At 53.5% G+C, this 15,183-nt stretch carries 28 protein-coding genes; 4 read left to right on the forward strand and 24 right to left on the reverse strand.

Features of this window, described 5'->3' with window-relative positions; translation table 11 throughout:
* The first annotated feature begins 68 nt into the window (after positions 1-68).
* The 3 genes from MTP42_RS13310 to MTP42_RS13320 all read left to right on the forward strand — a co-directional run bounded on the left by MTP42_RS13310 (position 69) and on the right by MTP42_RS13320 (position 1,968).
* Positions 69-959, forward strand: coding sequence for an SWIM zinc finger family protein (locus tag MTP42_RS13310; RefSeq protein ID WP_249257518.1), 891 nt, complete (start codon positions 69-71; stop codon positions 957-959).
* Positions 960-1,149: 190 nt separating this feature from the next.
* The gene (locus MTP42_RS13315; RefSeq protein WP_249257519.1) at positions 1,150-1,461 is read left to right on the forward strand and encodes a hypothetical protein; all 312 of its coding nucleotides are present in this window, start codon (positions 1,150-1,152) and stop codon (positions 1,459-1,461) included.
* Between the two features lie 69 nt (positions 1,462-1,530).
* Positions 1,531-1,968: a DUF2513 domain-containing protein gene (locus tag MTP42_RS13320; RefSeq protein WP_249257520.1), complete on the forward strand. Its 438-nt coding sequence runs from the start codon at positions 1,531-1,533 to the stop codon at positions 1,966-1,968.
* A 149-nt stretch (positions 1,969-2,117) separates the two neighbouring features.
* Here the strand turns inward: MTP42_RS13320 and MTP42_RS13325 are convergent, their stop codons facing one another.
* The 7 genes from MTP42_RS13325 to MTP42_RS13355 all read right to left on the reverse strand — a co-directional run bounded on the left by MTP42_RS13325 (position 2,118) and on the right by MTP42_RS13355 (position 5,934).
* Entirely contained in the window at positions 2,118-2,471 is a 354-nt protein-coding gene (locus tag MTP42_RS13325; protein WP_249257521.1) for a hypothetical protein, read from the reverse strand.
* Positions 2,455-2,778 (reverse strand): hypothetical protein, encoded by a 324-nt coding sequence (locus MTP42_RS13330; protein ID WP_249257522.1) that lies wholly within the window; start codon positions 2,776-2,778, stop codon positions 2,455-2,457. The genes MTP42_RS13325 and MTP42_RS13330 overlap by 17 nt, the downstream gene beginning before the upstream one ends.
* Before the next feature lie 161 nt (positions 2,779-2,939).
* Positions 2,940-3,467: a hypothetical protein gene (locus MTP42_RS13335; RefSeq protein WP_158401826.1), complete on the reverse strand. Its 528-nt coding sequence runs from the start codon at positions 3,465-3,467 to the stop codon at positions 2,940-2,942.
* Positions 3,468-3,487: 20 nt separating this feature from the next.
* A complete protein-coding gene (locus MTP42_RS13340) occupies positions 3,488-4,108 on the reverse strand; it encodes a hypothetical protein (protein WP_249257523.1) in 621 nt (206 codons plus the stop codon).
* Positions 4,069-4,653 carry a DUF1064 domain-containing protein gene (locus tag MTP42_RS13345; RefSeq protein WP_112148782.1) on the reverse strand — a complete coding sequence of 195 codons (585 nt, stop codon included), beginning with the start codon at positions 4,651-4,653 and terminating at the stop codon, positions 4,069-4,071. The genes MTP42_RS13340 and MTP42_RS13345 overlap by 40 nt, the downstream gene beginning before the upstream one ends.
* Positions 4,650-5,417 (reverse strand): rolling circle replication-associated protein, encoded by a 768-nt coding sequence (locus MTP42_RS13350; RefSeq protein ID WP_249257524.1) that lies wholly within the window; start codon positions 5,415-5,417, stop codon positions 4,650-4,652. The genes MTP42_RS13345 and MTP42_RS13350 overlap by 4 nt, the downstream gene beginning before the upstream one ends.
* Before the next feature lie 346 nt (positions 5,418-5,763).
* Positions 5,764-5,934: a hypothetical protein gene (locus MTP42_RS13355; RefSeq protein ID WP_223388803.1), complete on the reverse strand. Its 171-nt coding sequence runs from the start codon at positions 5,932-5,934 to the stop codon at positions 5,764-5,766.
* Positions 5,935-6,148: 214 nt separating this feature from the next.
* Here MTP42_RS13355 and MTP42_RS13360 point away from each other — a divergent pair, with 214 nt between their 5' ends.
* Positions 6,149-6,427 (forward strand): hypothetical protein, encoded by a 279-nt coding sequence (locus MTP42_RS13360; protein ID WP_249257525.1) that lies wholly within the window; start codon positions 6,149-6,151, stop codon positions 6,425-6,427.
* Positions 6,428-6,430: 3 nt separating this feature from the next.
* Here the strand turns inward: MTP42_RS13360 and MTP42_RS13365 are convergent, their stop codons facing one another.
* The 17 genes from MTP42_RS13365 to MTP42_RS13440 form a co-directional block, all read right to left on the reverse strand.
* Positions 6,431-6,751: a hypothetical protein gene (locus tag MTP42_RS13365; protein WP_249257526.1), complete on the reverse strand. Its 321-nt coding sequence runs from the start codon at positions 6,749-6,751 to the stop codon at positions 6,431-6,433.
* Between the two features lie 26 nt (positions 6,752-6,777).
* Positions 6,778-7,272: a hypothetical protein gene (locus MTP42_RS13370; protein ID WP_249257527.1), complete on the reverse strand. Its 495-nt coding sequence runs from the start codon at positions 7,270-7,272 to the stop codon at positions 6,778-6,780.
* Positions 7,256-7,600, reverse strand: coding sequence for a hypothetical protein (locus MTP42_RS13375; protein WP_249257528.1), 345 nt, complete (start codon positions 7,598-7,600; stop codon positions 7,256-7,258). The genes MTP42_RS13370 and MTP42_RS13375 overlap by 17 nt, the downstream gene beginning before the upstream one ends.
* Before the next feature lie 2 nt (positions 7,601-7,602).
* Positions 7,603-8,250, reverse strand: a complete 648-nt coding sequence (locus MTP42_RS13380) for a DUF6273 domain-containing protein (RefSeq protein ID WP_249257529.1) — start codon at positions 8,248-8,250, stop codon at positions 7,603-7,605.
* 2 nt (positions 8,251-8,252) lie between these two features.
* Positions 8,253-8,522, reverse strand: a complete 270-nt coding sequence (locus MTP42_RS13385; RefSeq protein ID WP_120081136.1) for a hypothetical protein — start codon at positions 8,520-8,522, stop codon at positions 8,253-8,255.
* Complete coding sequence (locus MTP42_RS13390; RefSeq protein WP_249257530.1) at positions 8,515-9,144, reverse strand: hypothetical protein; 630 nt, start codon at positions 9,142-9,144, stop codon at positions 8,515-8,517. The genes MTP42_RS13385 and MTP42_RS13390 overlap by 8 nt, the downstream gene beginning before the upstream one ends.
* Positions 9,141-9,311 carry a hypothetical protein gene (locus tag MTP42_RS13395; protein ID WP_181567204.1) on the reverse strand — a complete coding sequence of 57 codons (171 nt, stop codon included), beginning with the start codon at positions 9,309-9,311 and terminating at the stop codon, positions 9,141-9,143. Before MTP42_RS13395 ends, MTP42_RS13390 begins: the two co-directional genes overlap by 4 nt.
* 317 nt (positions 9,312-9,628) lie before the next feature.
* Positions 9,629-9,754, reverse strand: a complete 126-nt coding sequence (locus MTP42_RS14660; RefSeq protein ID WP_256466566.1) for a hypothetical protein — start codon at positions 9,752-9,754, stop codon at positions 9,629-9,631.
* Between the two features lie 4 nt (positions 9,755-9,758).
* Complete coding sequence (locus tag MTP42_RS13400) at positions 9,759-10,292, reverse strand: 3D domain-containing protein (RefSeq protein ID WP_249257531.1); 534 nt, start codon at positions 10,290-10,292, stop codon at positions 9,759-9,761.
* Positions 10,289-10,528, reverse strand: coding sequence for a hypothetical protein (locus tag MTP42_RS13405; protein WP_249257532.1), 240 nt, complete (start codon positions 10,526-10,528; stop codon positions 10,289-10,291). The genes MTP42_RS13400 and MTP42_RS13405 overlap by 4 nt, the downstream gene beginning before the upstream one ends.
* Complete coding sequence (locus MTP42_RS13410) at positions 10,506-11,945, reverse strand: DNA cytosine methyltransferase (RefSeq protein ID WP_249257533.1); 1,440 nt, start codon at positions 11,943-11,945, stop codon at positions 10,506-10,508. The genes MTP42_RS13405 and MTP42_RS13410 overlap by 23 nt, the downstream gene beginning before the upstream one ends.
* A 739-nt stretch (positions 11,946-12,684) precedes the next feature.
* Positions 12,685-13,170: a hypothetical protein gene (locus tag MTP42_RS13415; protein ID WP_223388817.1), complete on the reverse strand. Its 486-nt coding sequence runs from the start codon at positions 13,168-13,170 to the stop codon at positions 12,685-12,687.
* On the reverse strand, positions 13,167-13,712 hold the full coding sequence (locus tag MTP42_RS13420) for an HD domain-containing protein (protein WP_223388819.1): 546 nt from the start codon (positions 13,710-13,712) through the stop codon (positions 13,167-13,169). The genes MTP42_RS13415 and MTP42_RS13420 overlap by 4 nt, the downstream gene beginning before the upstream one ends.
* Positions 13,713-13,724: 12 nt before the next feature.
* Entirely contained in the window at positions 13,725-14,021 is a 297-nt protein-coding gene (locus MTP42_RS13425) for a hypothetical protein (RefSeq protein WP_249257534.1), read from the reverse strand.
* 283 nt (positions 14,022-14,304) lie between these two features.
* Positions 14,305-14,580, reverse strand: coding sequence for a hypothetical protein (locus MTP42_RS13430; RefSeq protein WP_249257535.1), 276 nt, complete (start codon positions 14,578-14,580; stop codon positions 14,305-14,307).
* Complete coding sequence (locus MTP42_RS13435; protein ID WP_249257536.1) at positions 14,577-14,831, reverse strand: hypothetical protein; 255 nt, start codon at positions 14,829-14,831, stop codon at positions 14,577-14,579. The genes MTP42_RS13430 and MTP42_RS13435 overlap by 4 nt, the downstream gene beginning before the upstream one ends.
* Complete coding sequence (locus tag MTP42_RS13440) at positions 14,824-15,072, reverse strand: helix-turn-helix domain-containing protein (protein ID WP_249257537.1); 249 nt, start codon at positions 15,070-15,072, stop codon at positions 14,824-14,826. The genes MTP42_RS13435 and MTP42_RS13440 overlap by 8 nt, the downstream gene beginning before the upstream one ends.
* Positions 15,073-15,183 lie beyond the last annotated feature (111 nt).

The raw sequence follows: 15,183 nt of genomic DNA on the forward strand, positions 1-15,183 counted from the left end.
TTTATTGCTTTTATTTGCGTTTTGCTCTATCATGACAGTAACGAAACACGAAAAGGAGGTTTCCCGTTATGACTATGATTCCCGCCTTCGGCCCCTGGACAGAGCATCCCGCAGACACTGACGAAGAAAAGCGCCTTGCCAGCGCCCAGCAGAGCAAGACCAGCCCGCTTTCTGTGGACAAGGAACACGAAACCGGGGTTTTCTATGGATCCGGCAAAGAGCCGTACCAGACCAGCCTTGCAAGCTGCACCTGCAACGATTTTGTAAAGCGCAAAAAGCCCTGCAAGCACATTTTCCGGCTGGCTATGGAGCTTGGTATCATTGATGCGGCCTATAAGACGGGCCGCAGCACCGGCGAACGAAACGAGGCGCAGATCAGCTTTGCAGACAGTGTTGCTCTGGTGGAGCAGCTTTCCGACGCGGCACAGAACGCAATCAAAGATATGCTGTATTACACCAGTGAGCGCATCGACGACCGCCAGAAGCCTGTAACCTGTCACGATCTGGATCTCGTGCCGGAGCTGCGCACGTCGCCCCTGCTGCACGAAAATCCGTACCCGCTGGAAGAAGTGCTGAACGATCTGCCAAAGCCCTTTGTTGTACAGCTGCTGGATCTGGTGCACCGGGAAGGCAAGCCGAAACGAAATGCAGCCAAAACCGTAATGGCCGCATGGCTGGCGCAGAACGCACCCATGCTGGCAAAAGAGATGCCGCCTTGTGCATCCTTCTCTTTCGTGGAGGTATTCGACAAAGCCCAGCGCGACGTTTACAAGTACCTGCATCGCAAGTACGACACGGAAACGGACTGGTACACCGGCGCAGAGCATCCCGCTGGGGCTGTTCCTGCGGCAGACGGTTCTACTTACTACTTCCCAGAGGACAGAGTTACCGATGCCCTCACGAAACGCGGTTTCAATCGCTGCCTGAATGGGTACACCCCCACGAAATCGAAATCCTGACAACGAAACTTCATCTTTTTCTGCTAAAGATGATATTTCGGCATATTTAACCCGCCTTTTTGATACAAAACCTACAATTTAGGGGCTTAACTGCCCAGAAGGAGGCATTTCTACGAAAGATGCAGAGTTTTTCGCCCCTTGGCGGCTGGTTGCGGCCTTTGCCGATGGTTCACGGCTCTTGTTCGACGGATTGACCGAAGAACAGGCACGGGAAGCGATGGAAGCCGCCCAGGAGCAGCACGGAGACATTGGTTACTGGAACCGGGTCACGGATCAGAACTATGAGGACGGCAGATACTACAAAACCATCCCCGAACCGCCCTGCGTGAACGTCGTTGACTTCACCGGTTACGATGGGCCGCTCGACGAAAACGGTTTTCCTGTCGGCCTGATGGACGAAATCGCCCAGAACGCCAAAGAGGAAGGCCGGGATCCGAACGAACCGCAGATCATCTTCAAGCGCAACGCTCCGCCGGATGACCAGCCGCCACACGAAAAGTAAATCACGAAATTCAAAAAGCCCGCCGGGTCGATGACCTGACGGGCTTATGGTGTTGAAAGGATGGTTTGTATGAAGTTAAACATGGATTGCGTCCGCGCCGTTATGCTTTGCGCAGAAGAGTACACAGACTATAACCACTATTGCTATTTCATTTCTTACCAGAAAAACAATGTGAACGCCTTCCTGCTGGATGACCCGGAAACACCGCCAGCCTACCAGCTTGAACTTGAAAAGACCTACGACAACGACGATCTCTTTTACGCCGTTGAGTATTGCGTCAAATCCGGGTTTGTTGAAACGCTTTTCTCGAAAGACACTTATCGCATTCCCATTTCCCGCATTACGCCTGATGGGCATAGATTTCTTGAAAACATTCGGTCTGATACGAACTGGGAAAAGGTCAAAAGCGTTGCCAAAAAGGCCGGCTCTTTCAGCGCAGATGTGATAATCGAGATTGCAAAGAACGTAGCTGTGGAAGCGGCCAAACATTTTTTAACCAACACCTGACGAGCCTTCCTACCTCTGCATTTTCCAATTCGGTTTGGATTGCCGCTTCGTTGTACCAGATCTGCTTTTCTTTGATTCCAGTTTTCACGATTTCTTTTGCGATGGTTCTAACGGCATATTCTCGCGGGCTTATCATGCCGCTGTCAATCTCAATTTTGATCTTCACTTTGTCCTCCTTCGCGTAAATCCGGTTCAGCTGCCCGCCTTTCAGATTGGCAGTCCAGCAGCGGCTCTCCTGAATCCGAGAATATCGGTTTTGCTCTAATTTGACGTATCATAGCTTCGCACAGATCCTTTACCTCTTCTTCCGATTCCAGGACTATTTTGCCATCATTTCCTCCAAAGACTTCAATTCCGCCCTCTCTCCGTGGAATCACAGACCAGCGCAGATCAAACAGCACATCCTCGTTCCCCGGAAATTCTCCGCCCGGAAGGTCAAACATTGCTATTCCGCCAGACGGTTCAATAATTTTATCATCGGTCAGTTCAATTTTGATTCCCATTTTTCAAGGCCTCCGTAACCCTCAGCACATCTTTTGCGAAACGCAGCATTTTCGCAAGATCTTCTGCGTTCTTGAAACGGACTACGTTTCCTGCGTTTGAAATCAGTTCAACGCCACCATCCGGTGCCATCCTCACGAACCGGCACAGTTCGCCATCTTCCCGTGCGGCCTGCTGCTCTTTGGTTTCTTCGATAAAGCAGGTTCTGAGCGCGTTCTCTGCGTCACAGTATACGCTCCTGTCACTCCGCACCAGCCTATACATCCTTCCGGGCAGCACCCGAACCTTGTTTTTATGCTTCTTTCCCATAACTTTGTCCTCCTTTGCACGAAACCCGGTAGGCCAACTGCCCGCCGGGTTATTTCTATGCCTGTTTTCAGATTTTTGGGGTAGTCGTGTTTGTTTTTCTATGACCATCGGACACGATTTTGCGGAAGCGCCTGCACATGAAGTTCCGCAGGCAGCCTTGCCTATAAGAGAATGTCACCCTCCGCCCAGGCATCCGCTCGGCGCTGTCCCTCGCGCGTGTTTAACGCACGCGATAATAAAGCGGCGCACTCCGGGAGCCGTTCCAGGTTCCTTCCCAGCTGTGCAAGAGCGACGTTTCGCAGGTACTTCAAGTGCTGCACACTGTATGGAACTTTCTGCTGTACTTCGTGCCATTTTTTGTGGCTGATGTAGAACTCCGTTAAAATCAGATTGTGGCCACTGTCCAGCCGGTTCATTTGTCCTCGGATAATGTTCTGATCTTCCAGCAACACAGCCCGCTGCCGTTCCAGCTGACGTAGTTGGTCTCCAATGCCCAGTTCATCCATCCGGCAGGCCATCGCCGCCGTGCTGTCCCCAGGTGTTCCACCACGGGGCATTCCATCGGTGCCCATGCCCCGCATAGGGTCCACTTCATCGCTCAGTGCGGTGCACTGACGGCGGATGATCTCTATCCGCTGCGGGATGTCCGCATAATATTTCAAGATTGCCTCCGCCTCGTGTACTTTCACTGCTCAGTCCTCCCAAAAAATCAAAAATCTTTCTTGAAAAGGGGTTCTCCGAAAACGGGTTCTTCACCCTTGACGCGCTCCACCATGGCACCCACGCCGTAAATGTCCTCAATGACCCGGCGCAGACGATCATAGGCAAATTCTTCTCCGCCATCGTCCACCCAGCCGAGGAACTGCTGGTAATTTTTCTTGATTTCTTCCTTCACGGTCTCAATTTGTTCAGGGGTATATTCCATTTCTTCCAGTGATTCCGCAAAGAAACGAACGATCATCTTTGCAGCGTCCCGGCGTTCAGCCAGAACACGCAGCTTTTTTTCAGAGCCTACCAGACCACCCGCCGGGAGCCAAAATTCTTCCGGCATCAGGTGGGCAGTGCGTGCTTCCAGCCGCTTGAGGGCTTCCGGTGCACCGTACTTGTCGTGATCCATGATATACCTGGATGCAGCATTGTTCATCTTCAAGGTCAGGAGCGTAGATTCTTTCTCTCCCCAGTCCCAGAGATCATGTGCCGCGGCAACTGCGCAGTACGAAACGACCTGCCCGATTGCCTCACGGTTCAGCGTCGTGCGGTGCTTCGACTTGCCGATGTTGATTTGCTGATTCACTGCATTCTGGATGCTCTGCCGGTAGAATGCTGGCATCCTTGCCCTGCTTTTTCCCATGATGAATCCTTTCCCGCCTGTTCGGCCAGGCGCTTCCACTTTCTGATTTCTTCCGCCGTATCTGGCGTGATATGCTCAATAAACCGCCAGTGCTGCGGTTCTGCCACAAGATCGATAAACATACGGCGGCGGTGGATGTAATCGCGCTGCTGCCGCCGGGTGAATTTGCTTTTCACTTCCACCACCTCAACCGTGCCATCAGCATAGGTCAGCACAAAATCCGGGGTATAGTGCGCCGCCGGGAGCTTCACATTGCCGTATTCTTTTTCCGGCAGCATAGTAAACCTGCGGTGCAGCTCTACCTTCACGACCTCGCCACTCTGGACTTTGGGCAGAACAGTTCCCATGTAGTAGTCATACTCGCCCCGGCTGTCAAACTCGTGTCCGGTCGATCTGGCGGCATTCACAGCGGCTTCCAACGATGCAGGTGCAGCTTTGCCCCCGCACCTTCTCTGTGCAAGCTGCTTTTCCGCCTGCGCACGGTAGCGCGGCGGCAGGTCGTCCAGTTCCAGTCTGGCGCTCATGGCTGGTTCCTCCTGTTCTTCCGCCGGGTGTCCGGCTTCTTTTTCAGTTTCACGATCAGGTGCTTGGTGTTGTTCCCCGTGATGTGCTGTTCGCACTCGCGCAGGGTATAACCGGGGTATTTTTTCTCCCAGTATTCACGATCATCCGGCAGGGCAAACGCTTCGTCAAAGCGCTTGCGGCTCCATCTGGTGTCGTTCGGGCGCGGGGTTTTCGGTTTTTGCAGCCCTTGGCTCTGCCGCCAGCGCCGGATACGGGCGCGGGCTTTCGTCATGTAGGTTGTCAGGCGTTCAAAACTGGAACAGGTCAGGTCGATAGGCTCAACTTTCACAAGTCCCATCGGCCGCCCGGTGCTGTCCCGCCACAAGTCCTTGATCTCCTGCCATGTCAGATTGCCTTGCAGGATCACATGATGGTGGTGTCTGCCGGTAACTTTCCCGTCCTCGTCCACCACGCTGTACTCTGCAACCTGCATCCACTTGGATGCTTCCCGCCCCGTCTTTTTGCAGAAACGCTTCAAGCGGCGGGTAAAATTCGTCCAGTCCCGGTCTACCTGGTCAAAATCTCCGGGCGCTGGCTGGTGGTCGTGGTCGTATGTAAACGTGGCTGCCCAGTCGCTTTCCCCGAAATTCGTATAGGCCAGCTGGCAGAAATACCGCCTTGCTATCATGTCGTTATACTTCTGCTGCGCAATGGAGGTCGCCAGCTCTCTTTTGCGGCGGGTGCTCGCGGTGTGTTCCTTGTCCGTTGTTTCAAAGAGATCCACTTCTGCATAATCGGATGTTCCGAGAATGTGTTTCTGCTCCCGAATGTACCATGCCCGCACCGTTCACTTCCTCCTTCCGCAAAGTTCTACTGGGATTTTCTTTTCTGTGGACCAAACACACACGGCTTCGCAGGACAAGGGGGACACAACGCCGGGCAGGTCTTTCTAAGTTTCCCATTCCGTCAAGCCATACAGACCCGCCCTCGTTTTCTCCCCCTTGACCCCCGCTTTCCCCGGCTTGTGTTCTTCTGTGGTCGCTAGATTAAGTTACACATACAAGCCCCTTGCCGCCTCGTCAGGGCGGCAATTTAACGACGGGCTTGCTTAATTCTTGATTAGAGCTTGATTAGTTTACTTCGTAGTCACCGATGCTGTTTTCTTCCGTTCTGACTTCCCAGCACTCGCAGGTGTCCTCCGGGTCAGTGAAGTCGGCACGGTTCGGAGAATTGCCGTTGAAGCATACCCAGGTGTAGCCCTCATGCCAGCGGCAGGTGCAGCAGGTTCTTTCAGGTTCCATCATCCTGTGTTCCTTTCGTCACGGTTCTAGCAGTGTGTGGCAAATCGGACAGGCGTGCGGTTCCCAATCTGTCCTGTACCCGCATACCGGGCACTCATACCAGCCGTATGGAAACACACCGGTAGCGTCATAGAATTCACGCTGCCATTTAAGTGGTTTCGGCAGTGGGGTGCCGGTCGCTTTCGCAAATTGGGCGGCCCGCATAGCAGTTGCAATGGCATCCCTTGCAGGTTTCAAAGAATCGTGTTCTTCCTTTTTCTGGGAGTTATCTGTCTTGCCCTCCATGTCGGCCACCTTCATAAAAACGATCCATCGTTTCGCGGTACACTTTGTAGCACTCCGGGCACAGATCTCCGATTCCATGGATGTTTCTCATTTCAAGCGCCCAACCATCCAATGCTTTCTGGTCAAACACACCATCGTCGAACCGTTCCGCGAACACCTGCTTTCTGCACCGGTTGCAGATAAACATTGCTCCGTTTTTTCTCATTAAATTTCACCTTTCATCGAGCGCCGGAAGAGGCAAATCTTCCGGCTTTACGCCCGCATTTTTCATCCTTGCCCCGCACTCGCCGCAGTATTTAACGGCCACACAGTTGATGAAATGGCATTTCTTGCAGCGGAAATGCTCACAGGTGCACCGTCCTGGATTCAGCTCCCATTCTGATTCCAGCGGCGGTACATCTGGAAGGAAGATTTTTGCCGTTTTCCTGCCCGGCTCTGCAACCGTCACCCGTGTTATCTTCTTGATATTTGCTCTGGATATGAGGATTTCCAGCGTTCCATCATTGTCCAGATTGAATAATGCAGCACTCATTTCAGTACACCCCCACACTTTGCGCATCAGCCATCACAGGCAGGCTTTGTGTTGTCCTGCACTTCGGTCAGCTTTATGGTCGGCTGCGGCTGATCCGAACGGTTCAGTGGTTTATCGAACTCCACATTCATCCAGTCGCCCTCCGGCTTGTCATGCCATGCCAAGGCGTGGCGAATGACAAGCCATACCTGTTCTGCCCGGTACGGAATCTCCATCAGGTCGGAGATTGGGGCAGGGAGAACGTACCGGCGATATAGGTTATCCAGTCCATCCTGCATATCGTTCCGGCGGTGGATTGAAACCGTGAAAGCGTTGTCCCGCTGTTCCTTTGTCTTGAACTCATTATGTTTGGCATCGGAATAGAACTTTGCCATGCACAGATCATCGGCTACATCCCAGAACTGGCCCATATGTAAGCGCAAGTACCACTCGCAGGCCGCTTGCACAGCCTCGGCCACCGGGCGGCTCATGGTCAGCGTGATGGTCTCGATTTCGGTAGGTGCGTCATTCTTCTTCACCATAGTGCGGATCCTTTGCCCCCGGCCAGTGACGGCGCTGGCTGCGCTCAAACTTCCGGGCCATCGCTGCTGTCTGAATAGCTTCCACGGCCAGGGCAACAGCCCGGTCGTATACGCCTTTCGTGGAGATCTGCGGATTGTTGGAGTAAACACCTATCCACATAGCGTTAAGTTCCCGGCGCAGACCGTTCATCTCCTGCGCAGCTTCCACGACTTCTTCTTGGATGATTCCCGCGCCCTCATGTGGCCCAGCAAACATCCGAAACTTCTTATTGGCAGCGGCCAACTCGATTTTGACCAGCCGCTTCACGTCATTTTTTACCGCATCCATGATTAGCCCTCCGTCCGGCTCTTGATTTCGGCCAGCAGGTCATCCAGCGGAACATCGGAAAGCGAAAACCCGGCCTCTCTTTCGTCCTCGACAGAGACCAAGAGTGCAGAGGAAAAGCACAAAACGGGGCGAACACCATAGGAGTAGCTGCACCAGCTGCCGCCGTTGGAGCCATCGGTGTCGACGCTCCAGACGCTGTCGCTATTGCCGGTGCGCGGAGAGCAATTCGGCGTACCGTAAGGCGTTGCCAACCACCACGGCGCATCTACCTTCGGGATCAGCCGCCAATATTTTCCGTACCCGCGCAGGGTCAACAGGCCAATCCTCACTTCAAAGATTCCGTATTCGTTCTGGCCGGTCGTGTCCTGAAGGTCGATTCTGAGCGGAATGAATGTACTCAGCGGAGTGCCGTTCTTTGTAAACTCTGCCAGGCAGTTACCCAGATATGGCATAATCTCGCTCCGGCGCAGATCGTTGGGGCATTCCGGGTCGTCGCCGTCGCGGAACGGCATTCTCGTCCAAATGTCCTTTGCCAGTACAAGGCAGCCGTGTTCGTCCGCATCCAGCTTCACAAACTCCTTGCCCAGCGCTCTGAAGATGCCACCATTTTTCACATCACCCAAGGTTACACTTTTCAAAATCTTGCTCATCGTTATTCCTCCACTAAAACCACATTGGCCCAGCTGGTCTCGTATGTTTTCCCGTCAATCGTGACTTTCACGATACGATCATTGTGTGCAAACGAACTTACCTTGTCCGCCCGTCCTTTGTCCAGTAAAGTGCCGTCCGGCAGGTAAACATATACCGTCTTGACCGGTTTTTCACCGCTTGCTGTGCCCTTGACTGCTTCACACCCAGTCAGTGTTACGCACAGCGCGGCAGTGCAGGTGGACAAAGCCAGCAGTTCCAAAGTCTTACGCATCGTTTTTGTCCTCCTGTTCGCTCAAGTCCTCCACATCGGCAACATCCCTAGTCTTTTTCACCATGTCGGCAAGCTCACGCAGTCCAGACTTTGCCAGAGGTTCCAGCTTTACAGGAAGCACCGCGCCGCGCACCACCATTCCGTCCTTGATAACATAGTAGCGTCCGCCGCTCGCCATCTTCCTGGCGCAGTATTTGAAATATCCGCTCTTGCGGATTTCATCTGCTACTGGCATGATCTGCTTCGCATCCACAAAACCGACCGTTCCCGAAACAGGCTCGATCATTGGAACCAGTTCACACCCGCAGTACCGGATACTGATTCTTCCGGTCACGCAGTCCATTTCTCCGTCTGCCGTGTCGTCCAAATCCATCCCTTCGATGTGATGGAGATCATCCGGGCAGTCATTATCAAACTCGATGTCTGCCCATTCCTTTTTGCTGATGCCCAGGAGGGTTGCCAACTCACTTTCATTTTGTGCCTTCGGAAATCCGGTCAGCGGGAAGATTGCCGTTTTGGTTCCAATGTACAAATCATAGGTTCTGCAATCGTCATAGAACACTTTGTAGAGTTTACAGTACCCATCTGCCTTAATGAGCTTTGCGATTGCTGCCAGCTTCATTTGCTTCTCCTTTCAATTTCGATAGCCTGAACTTCAAACTTTTCGTACTCCGGGTAATGATTCTCGGCCTGCTCCTTGGCTTTTTCAACAGCCTGTTCGGCGCTGTCCGCATCCAGCCGGTACGGCAGCCAACCCGGCCACCCACCAGCACCGGTCGCTTTCAGCAAAATGTAGTACCTCTGCATCGGTGTGTTCTCCTTTCAGTTTTGGGCAATCCCGGAGTTGAACTGGGCCGGGCCTGTTCCCATGCTCACAAAAAAGGCCGCCGCAGCGGGCGGCCTGTGTCAGGAGTTGTGCGACCTTATTTTCAAAATTTTCTTTGCTTCCTCTGCGTGGAGAAGGACGCTGTCCCGGCAGGTCATGCCCGGTTCTTGCAGCTCATAGAGTTTGCACTCTTTCGTGCATCCCTTACTGCCTTTTCGGGCCTGCTCATTACACGTTATAAATCGTGCGGACAGAATCCGTGTCAGCGTTTCATTGTCCATCATGCCACCAGATAAAGCCAAAGGAACTTAATCAGTGCGGCAGGCACAAAGAAAATCAGTGCCGCCCACAGTGCCACAGCTGCCAAAACCATCAGAACACCCAGTGTTTTCACAAATCCGTCCATATTTTTATTCTCCTTCTTTGATAATCCAAACTCTATGCGTCCCGTAGCCATTCCAATTCAGAGCATCTTCATGACTGCCGGAAACCGCCACATCCAGGTGCTTTCCCTGGATTCCTGCCCCCTTGTCCTGAACGATCCGCACTCCTATGTCCTCGATATAAAGGATGGTTCCAAACGGGAACACATCCGGGTCAGCCGCCACCGTCACGTCAGCTTCTACCGGTGCACCGCTGGCTGTGATCCCGGTTCCTGTGCCGCAGATATGCTCCCGCTTTTCGGTACAGTAGGCCGTGCAGAGAAAATCGCCAGCATCCTCAACTAGCAATTTTCCATCCAGTCGGTCCCGTGCTTTCAGAGAATCCCGCAGGGTATCGGCGTACTCTGCAATCTCTTTCGACACGCCCTCCCAGTCCTCATACCGGGACTTGTAAATATCCCGCTGACATTCCAGATCATCAATACGGTGATAAAGCACACCGGTCTGTATACCTGCAATCATGACCGCCACCAGAGCGATTTTTCCCACATCAATTTTCACCGATTCTTTGCTCCTTCTATTTTGTCAAATGTGATTGGCGGGTGCCCGTGCTCCTGCGTCCTTAGCGTTTCGGTCATCCCGTGCGTAACCTCCATGAAGCCGCCGCCCTGGTCGTTCAGCACCGCATTCCGAAGCTCGAATAGCGTTTGATCTTGGTGCGTCGCCAGTGTTGCCGAAAGTTCTTCTTGAACAAGCGCTCCTTTTCCTCCGCCGTCACATCCGCTGCGGATTTTCATTGTGTACGCTCCACGTTGCCCCCCCCCCGCTGGGTTTTGATGCCACCATTCGATCATGCCATGAATAGCAGTCAGCAGTAAGTCCTGCAACTTCTTTCCCCTGCGGGATGCACGGTTCAAAATTCCATTCAGTGCCTTTTCGCTCAAAAACGACCACTCCGGCGGATTCTCCACTAGTATCGCAGACAGCATATACTCTGCGCCGGCGCTGGGGGATTCCCCAGTGTTGAGCATTGACGATTCGATAGGCAACAGCTCCGTAGTTTGCGAAGCCCCCCCACTTGCCATGTTGGAGAATAGACTGATCTGCTCTACCTCCGGCAAACTCTCTGAGGTGTAGTAATTCGTTGAGAACAACTTCAAAATCCTTTCCTTTGTTCGATGACAGGGCACCTGGCACGTTCTCCCAGATGACGAACCTAGGATATTTGCCGCCGGTCGCCAGCAACATTTCCCAGATAATGCGTACCGCCTCCCAGAACAATCCTGATCTGGCACCATCAAGGCCAGCCCGTTTTCCTGCGATGCTCAAGTCCTGACATGGACTTCCGAACGTTATGATGTCAACCGGTTCGATCAGGAACCCCTTGATGTCCGTAACGCTTCCAAGATGCTTCATGTTCGGCAGGTGCGTCTTTGTGACGGCAATGGGATACGGCTCTATCTCGCTTGCCCATACCGGATGCCCACCGCACATTGCGGCACACAACGGCATCGTTCCGCTTCCATCGAATAGACTGCCTAATTTTACTTCTCCGGGCGGTTTTCCCAGTTCGCGGAATGCACTTTTCACAAAGAACAATGCGTTCGGCAGCGCCATTCCGTTGCCCCACATTGCGTACTCTGCCGCCATGCTGTGCAGGCCATCATGCCAGCGCATCAGGGCGCGCCCGCCTTCTTCGCTGTCTGCCTGCATGATCTTCCGGTTTGGCTTTTTCCCTTTGATTTCACAGTCCTTTGCGTAGACCTTACGCCAGAACGGCAGTTCCCGCAAGTCGGTCAGCGGCTCAATTTCTGCCCACCCGTCCGGGAAGCCTTGCAGTCTGCCACATTCCAGTGGAATCAGTCTGCGCACGATCCAGTCCGGCGTTTTTCTTTGGGCAACTTCTGGGCCGCTTGATGTTCCATCATTTTTCTTTGTGAGGGTGGCCGCAGTGTTCCCGGTGACGGCTCCGTTGTAGAGGTCGATGCCGACCGCATTTTCAGGCAACGGTTGGAGTACCGGATTTATGTAGTTCAAGCTCCATCCGCCTTCTCCCTTTGCCTGCAATGTCCCACTGACCTCTCCGCCAAGGCAGTGATGCCTTGCATCGTAGGCAACAGCGTGCCGGTCTACCGTGTTCAGCGTGAACGAAGCATTTTCTCTCACCCCGCATCCGTTCTGGTTGGTGTTTCGGTCAACAAAATTTCCAGCCATACAGTACGCTCCTACCACGATAGGTGCTTCATGGTCGCACGTTAGACATGGGCAAGTTTCGTTCAGTGTGTCCGCCGATGCCTGGCCGGATGCTCTGCAAATCACCGGCCTATTCTCACAGATTTTCATGCTGCCCCCCCCGCTGACCAGAATCGCCTGCGATCTCATAGCCGATGCACTATTCAGCAGGGAAGGTGCCACACCGTCCACGCTGTAAACTCTTGCTCCTTGCGGAAATTCTGGTGTCAGGCATTCAAGTTTCATTTTGCTTTCCTCGCTTTTTCTTGCACGGACGGCCAGCATCGAACTGGCTCACCTGTTCATGGGGGATTATCAGAAGCAGGTGCATCCTCTATGCGTCCGCATATCAAACCCGCCCGGCAAGAGAGCGCCGGACGGGGCGGCCACGGCAATGGCCTACCGCTTTTGTTCCTGGGCGGATTGAACGGGGCATTTCTACGCTCATGCTGCGGCGCACCCATTCCCGTCAAATCCATGCGGGTGCGTCTTTCGCGGAAATGGCAGCCCGGTCTTTCACCGGGCTTGAACGGAAAGGAGGACGCTGCTGTACAGCACCATTCCGCTATGCCGGGCAACCGGTTTCAAAGTTTCCCGGCTTTCATGGAAAACAACCAAGGCGCAGACGGGGTCTGACCCCATTCGCAGCACTTCCGCCTATAAGAAGTGCTCTGCGCCATATAAAAAGCAGCCCCGCTTCTGCGGTGCAGGGCTGCTTATCTTACGCTAGAGAAGAACTATGCTTTGTATCAGCAGCATTGTTTCTCTCGTAGTGCTTGCACTCCACGTTGTAACCGCTGCATGGCGCGCACCGGGCAGCGGTTATTTTGAACGTGTGTTTGCACTGTTCCACGTCATTCTTCTTTGTGCCCCTGTGCGGAGCAATTCTGGTGTGTACGCTCCTTGCCAAACTCTTGACCTTCCTTGCTTTATGTAGGTAGCTGCACCGCCCAAGCGGGGAAGTGCAGCGGCGTTTGTCCTGCACTACTTCCCAGCGCTCTGGGATGTTGAGGTTTCTTCTTTTCCACAATGGCCTACCTGTGTAAAACTCTGCAACGAATGTTTCAAACTCATTTTCCAGCATTTCGATAAGTGCTTTTTCTTCGTCCGACAAAGGTCCCGGCACTTCCTCGATATCCGGTATACTTGCTGATAGTTCCATTCTCTTGCCGTTCGGAAGATCTATGTAATCAGCGTGCCCGTTCACTCTCCTGCCTCCATGATGTGCGTTGCGATCATGTCAGCCATGTGCAGGCACAGGACTTCCGGGTATCTGTCGTATGCCTTGCTAAGAGTGTCCCAGTCCCGTTCTCCGGTATAGGCACCCATGTGCCACCGGATTGCCAGAACTTCCTTTTCCGTCAGGTGGATCCAGTGCTGAATGTTGATTACGGACGCCTCACCGTGCCCCAGCAAATCCGTATCTCTATACTGATAGCTTCCATCCGGTTTCTGGATGTAATTTCCGGCTTTGCAAACGTCGTGGAGCAGGGCTGCAGTCAGGACTGCGTTCTTATCGCACCCTGCAAACTGCGGCATATTCTCGCACAGTTCCAGTGCAGCCCTCGCTACGTTGAGCGAGTGTAGCAGCAGGCCACCGGGGACGTTCAGGTGATGCTTTGCGCTGGCGGGCGAGTTGTAGAAGTCCGTTTCTTCCAGGACGATCATCAATGCCATGCCGCCTGGTCTGCCTTCAATGGCCTTCGTCAGCAGCCGCTTGTACTCTTCTTTCAGGAGTTTCTTGTCCATGATTGTTCCCCCTTACGCCTTCTGCGCGGCATCCTGGGCAGTATCGGCAGCCACGCTCTTGTCGGTGGCTGCGGCGTTGTCTGCTTCCTTTTCTTTCCACGCCTTTTCCAGCGCCAGCGGGAGGGCGAAAACAGCTTCTACCAACCGCAGCTTTGCATCATCCCAGCTGTCCTCGCCCAGTGCGATGGTCTGCGTCATCACGCTGATTGCCATATTCTGCAGGGTAGTGGTTTTGCCGTTCAGGTACATCTCCACATGATCCTCGTTATTCAGTACCACTTCGATCTTTGCCTTGCAATCTTCTCCCATGTTGTTTGTCCTTTCTGTGCTGCGTGAATATTCGGTCAATGGTGGTACATTCCGGTGTTAGCACCGGACGGAAGGGAATGCACCCCCTCCTGCACTGGCTGTACCATATCAAAAGAGCGGCGTCGGACAAATGATACCGCTCCTCCTGCCCATGCGGACCGCCCTGCCGTGTTCTTTCTGCCCCCAGCAGGTAAGGCCCCGGCCTTGCGGTAGCCGGGCGGCTCCCCCTCGTAGTTCAGCCGCATGGTGGGCGGGTAGGTCTGCCCATGCCTTTCCGGTTCTGTCAGTCCCAGTCCCGGACTTCGTTGTTCCAGTCGTAAGCCTTGTTTACCAGCGTGTCCAGCAGCACCGGCACCGCCCATGCAACGGCAACAAGGTCCGGGTCGTAATTGATTTTGAAGATCCAGCAAACGCCCCAGATCAAGGTTGAGAAAATTCCGTACAGCACGCCGAACACCAGCAGGCTTTCGCCCAGGTGCAACGCATCGCGGCGGAATCGCCGCCAGTTGAACGCCTTATTGAAGCTGTTGATTCTCCGGTGTAGTTTTTCAAGTATCACTTTCTCAAATCCTCCCACTTTTCATTTAGCCTTTCTCGCAGCTCTTGCGCCTGCTCTGCATTGTAGTGCGCCACCGCTTTCCAGTTTCGCATCTCGTTGTAAACGTCCATGAACTCCTTGTCAGATTCTTTCTTTGCGTAGTGGTTCACCACGCCCCACAGAATCACAAGGCCGGTCGCAACATCTGTAATGGCCCGAACCACCGGGTCAGGATTTCCGATGTGATACATCCAGATTGCCAGTTCAAGCATCCGTCTCACCCGCCGGGCGGTCAGCCCAATACCTGAGCTGCTGCTTCTTGTTGTACAAGCGCTGCTGTCCCAGCGCTGCGCTGTACCCAGCACGGCCATTGGCGTCCATCTTACCGGTGTCGCCGCGCTTCAGTTCCTTGTAGATGGTCGAATAGTTGAACTGCATCGCCCTTGCGATCCCCGCCACACTCTGCCCGGCATTGTACCGGGCTTCCAGCGTCTTGCGGTCATCTTGGGTCATGTGCTTTGCCATGTCCTGCTTTTTTCCTCGCTTTCCCTAAAAATGCGCAAAAAAAATAACGCAAGAGAAGTCGCTAAGATTTCTCTTGCGTTTTCTCTTGCGTTTATTTTA

This window comes from Faecalibacterium sp. I2-3-92, assembly GCF_023347315.1.
In the GTDB taxonomy this organism is placed as follows: domain Bacteria; phylum Bacillota; class Clostridia; order Oscillospirales; family Ruminococcaceae; genus Faecalibacterium; species Faecalibacterium duncaniae.

Bases quoted from the DNA above. Each gene is read 5' to 3' on its own strand.
- MTP42_RS13360 (WP_249257525.1), top strand. From the start codon at position 6,149: ATGGCATCCCTTGCAGGTTTCAAAGAATCGTGTTCTTCCTTTTTCTGG.
- MTP42_RS13375 (WP_249257528.1), bottom strand. From the start codon at position 7,600: ATGGATGCGGTAAAAAATGACGTGAAGCGGCTGGTCAAAATCGAGTTG.
- MTP42_RS13420 (WP_223388819.1), bottom strand. From the start codon at position 13,712: ATGGACAAGAAACTCCTGAAAGAAGAGTACAAGCGGCTGCTGACGAAG.
- MTP42_RS13325 (WP_249257521.1), bottom strand. From the start codon at position 2,471: ATGGGAATCAAAATTGAACTGACCGATGATAAAATTATTGAACCGTCT.
- MTP42_RS13385 (WP_120081136.1), bottom strand. From the start codon at position 8,522: ATGCGTAAGACTTTGGAACTGCTGGCTTTGTCCACCTGCACTGCCGCG.
- MTP42_RS13340 (WP_249257523.1), bottom strand. From the start codon at position 4,108: ATGCCAGCATTCTACCGGCAGAGCATCCAGAATGCAGTGAATCAGCAA.
- MTP42_RS13440 (WP_249257537.1), bottom strand. From the start codon at position 15,072: ATGACCCAAGATGACCGCAAGACGCTGGAAGCCCGGTACAATGCCGGG.
- MTP42_RS13345 (WP_112148782.1), bottom strand. From the start codon at position 4,653: ATGAGCGCCAGACTGGAACTGGACGACCTGCCGCCGCGCTACCGTGCG.
- MTP42_RS13435 (WP_249257536.1), bottom strand. From the start codon at position 14,831: ATGCTTGAACTGGCAATCTGGATGTATCACATCGGAAATCCTGACCCG.
- MTP42_RS13310 (WP_249257518.1), top strand. From the start codon at position 69: ATGACTATGATTCCCGCCTTCGGCCCCTGGACAGAGCATCCCGCAGAC.
- MTP42_RS14660 (WP_256466566.1), bottom strand. From the start codon at position 9,754: ATGGACGGATTTGTGAAAACACTGGGTGTTCTGATGGTTTTGGCAGCT.
- MTP42_RS13425 (WP_249257534.1), bottom strand. From the start codon at position 14,021: ATGGGAGAAGATTGCAAGGCAAAGATCGAAGTGGTACTGAATAACGAG.
- MTP42_RS13410 (WP_249257533.1), bottom strand. From the start codon at position 11,945: ATGGCTGGAAATTTTGTTGACCGAAACACCAACCAGAACGGATGCGGG.
- MTP42_RS13405 (WP_249257532.1), bottom strand. From the start codon at position 10,528: ATGAAAATCCGCAGCGGATGTGACGGCGGAGGAAAAGGAGCGCTTGTT.
- MTP42_RS13390 (WP_249257530.1), bottom strand. From the start codon at position 9,144: ATGAAGCTGGCAGCAATCGCAAAGCTCATTAAGGCAGATGGGTACTGT.
- MTP42_RS13355 (WP_223388803.1), bottom strand. From the start codon at position 5,934: ATGGAACCTGAAAGAACCTGCTGCACCTGCCGCTGGCATGAGGGCTAC.
- MTP42_RS13330 (WP_249257522.1), bottom strand. From the start codon at position 2,778: ATGGGAAAGAAGCATAAAAACAAGGTTCGGGTGCTGCCCGGAAGGATG.
- MTP42_RS13365 (WP_249257526.1), bottom strand. From the start codon at position 6,751: ATGAGTGCTGCATTATTCAATCTGGACAATGATGGAACGCTGGAAATC.
- MTP42_RS13320 (WP_249257520.1), top strand. From the start codon at position 1,531: ATGAAGTTAAACATGGATTGCGTCCGCGCCGTTATGCTTTGCGCAGAA.
- MTP42_RS13370 (WP_249257527.1), bottom strand. From the start codon at position 7,272: ATGGTGAAGAAGAATGACGCACCTACCGAAATCGAGACCATCACGCTG.
- MTP42_RS13380 (WP_249257529.1), bottom strand. From the start codon at position 8,250: ATGAGCAAGATTTTGAAAAGTGTAACCTTGGGTGATGTGAAAAATGGT.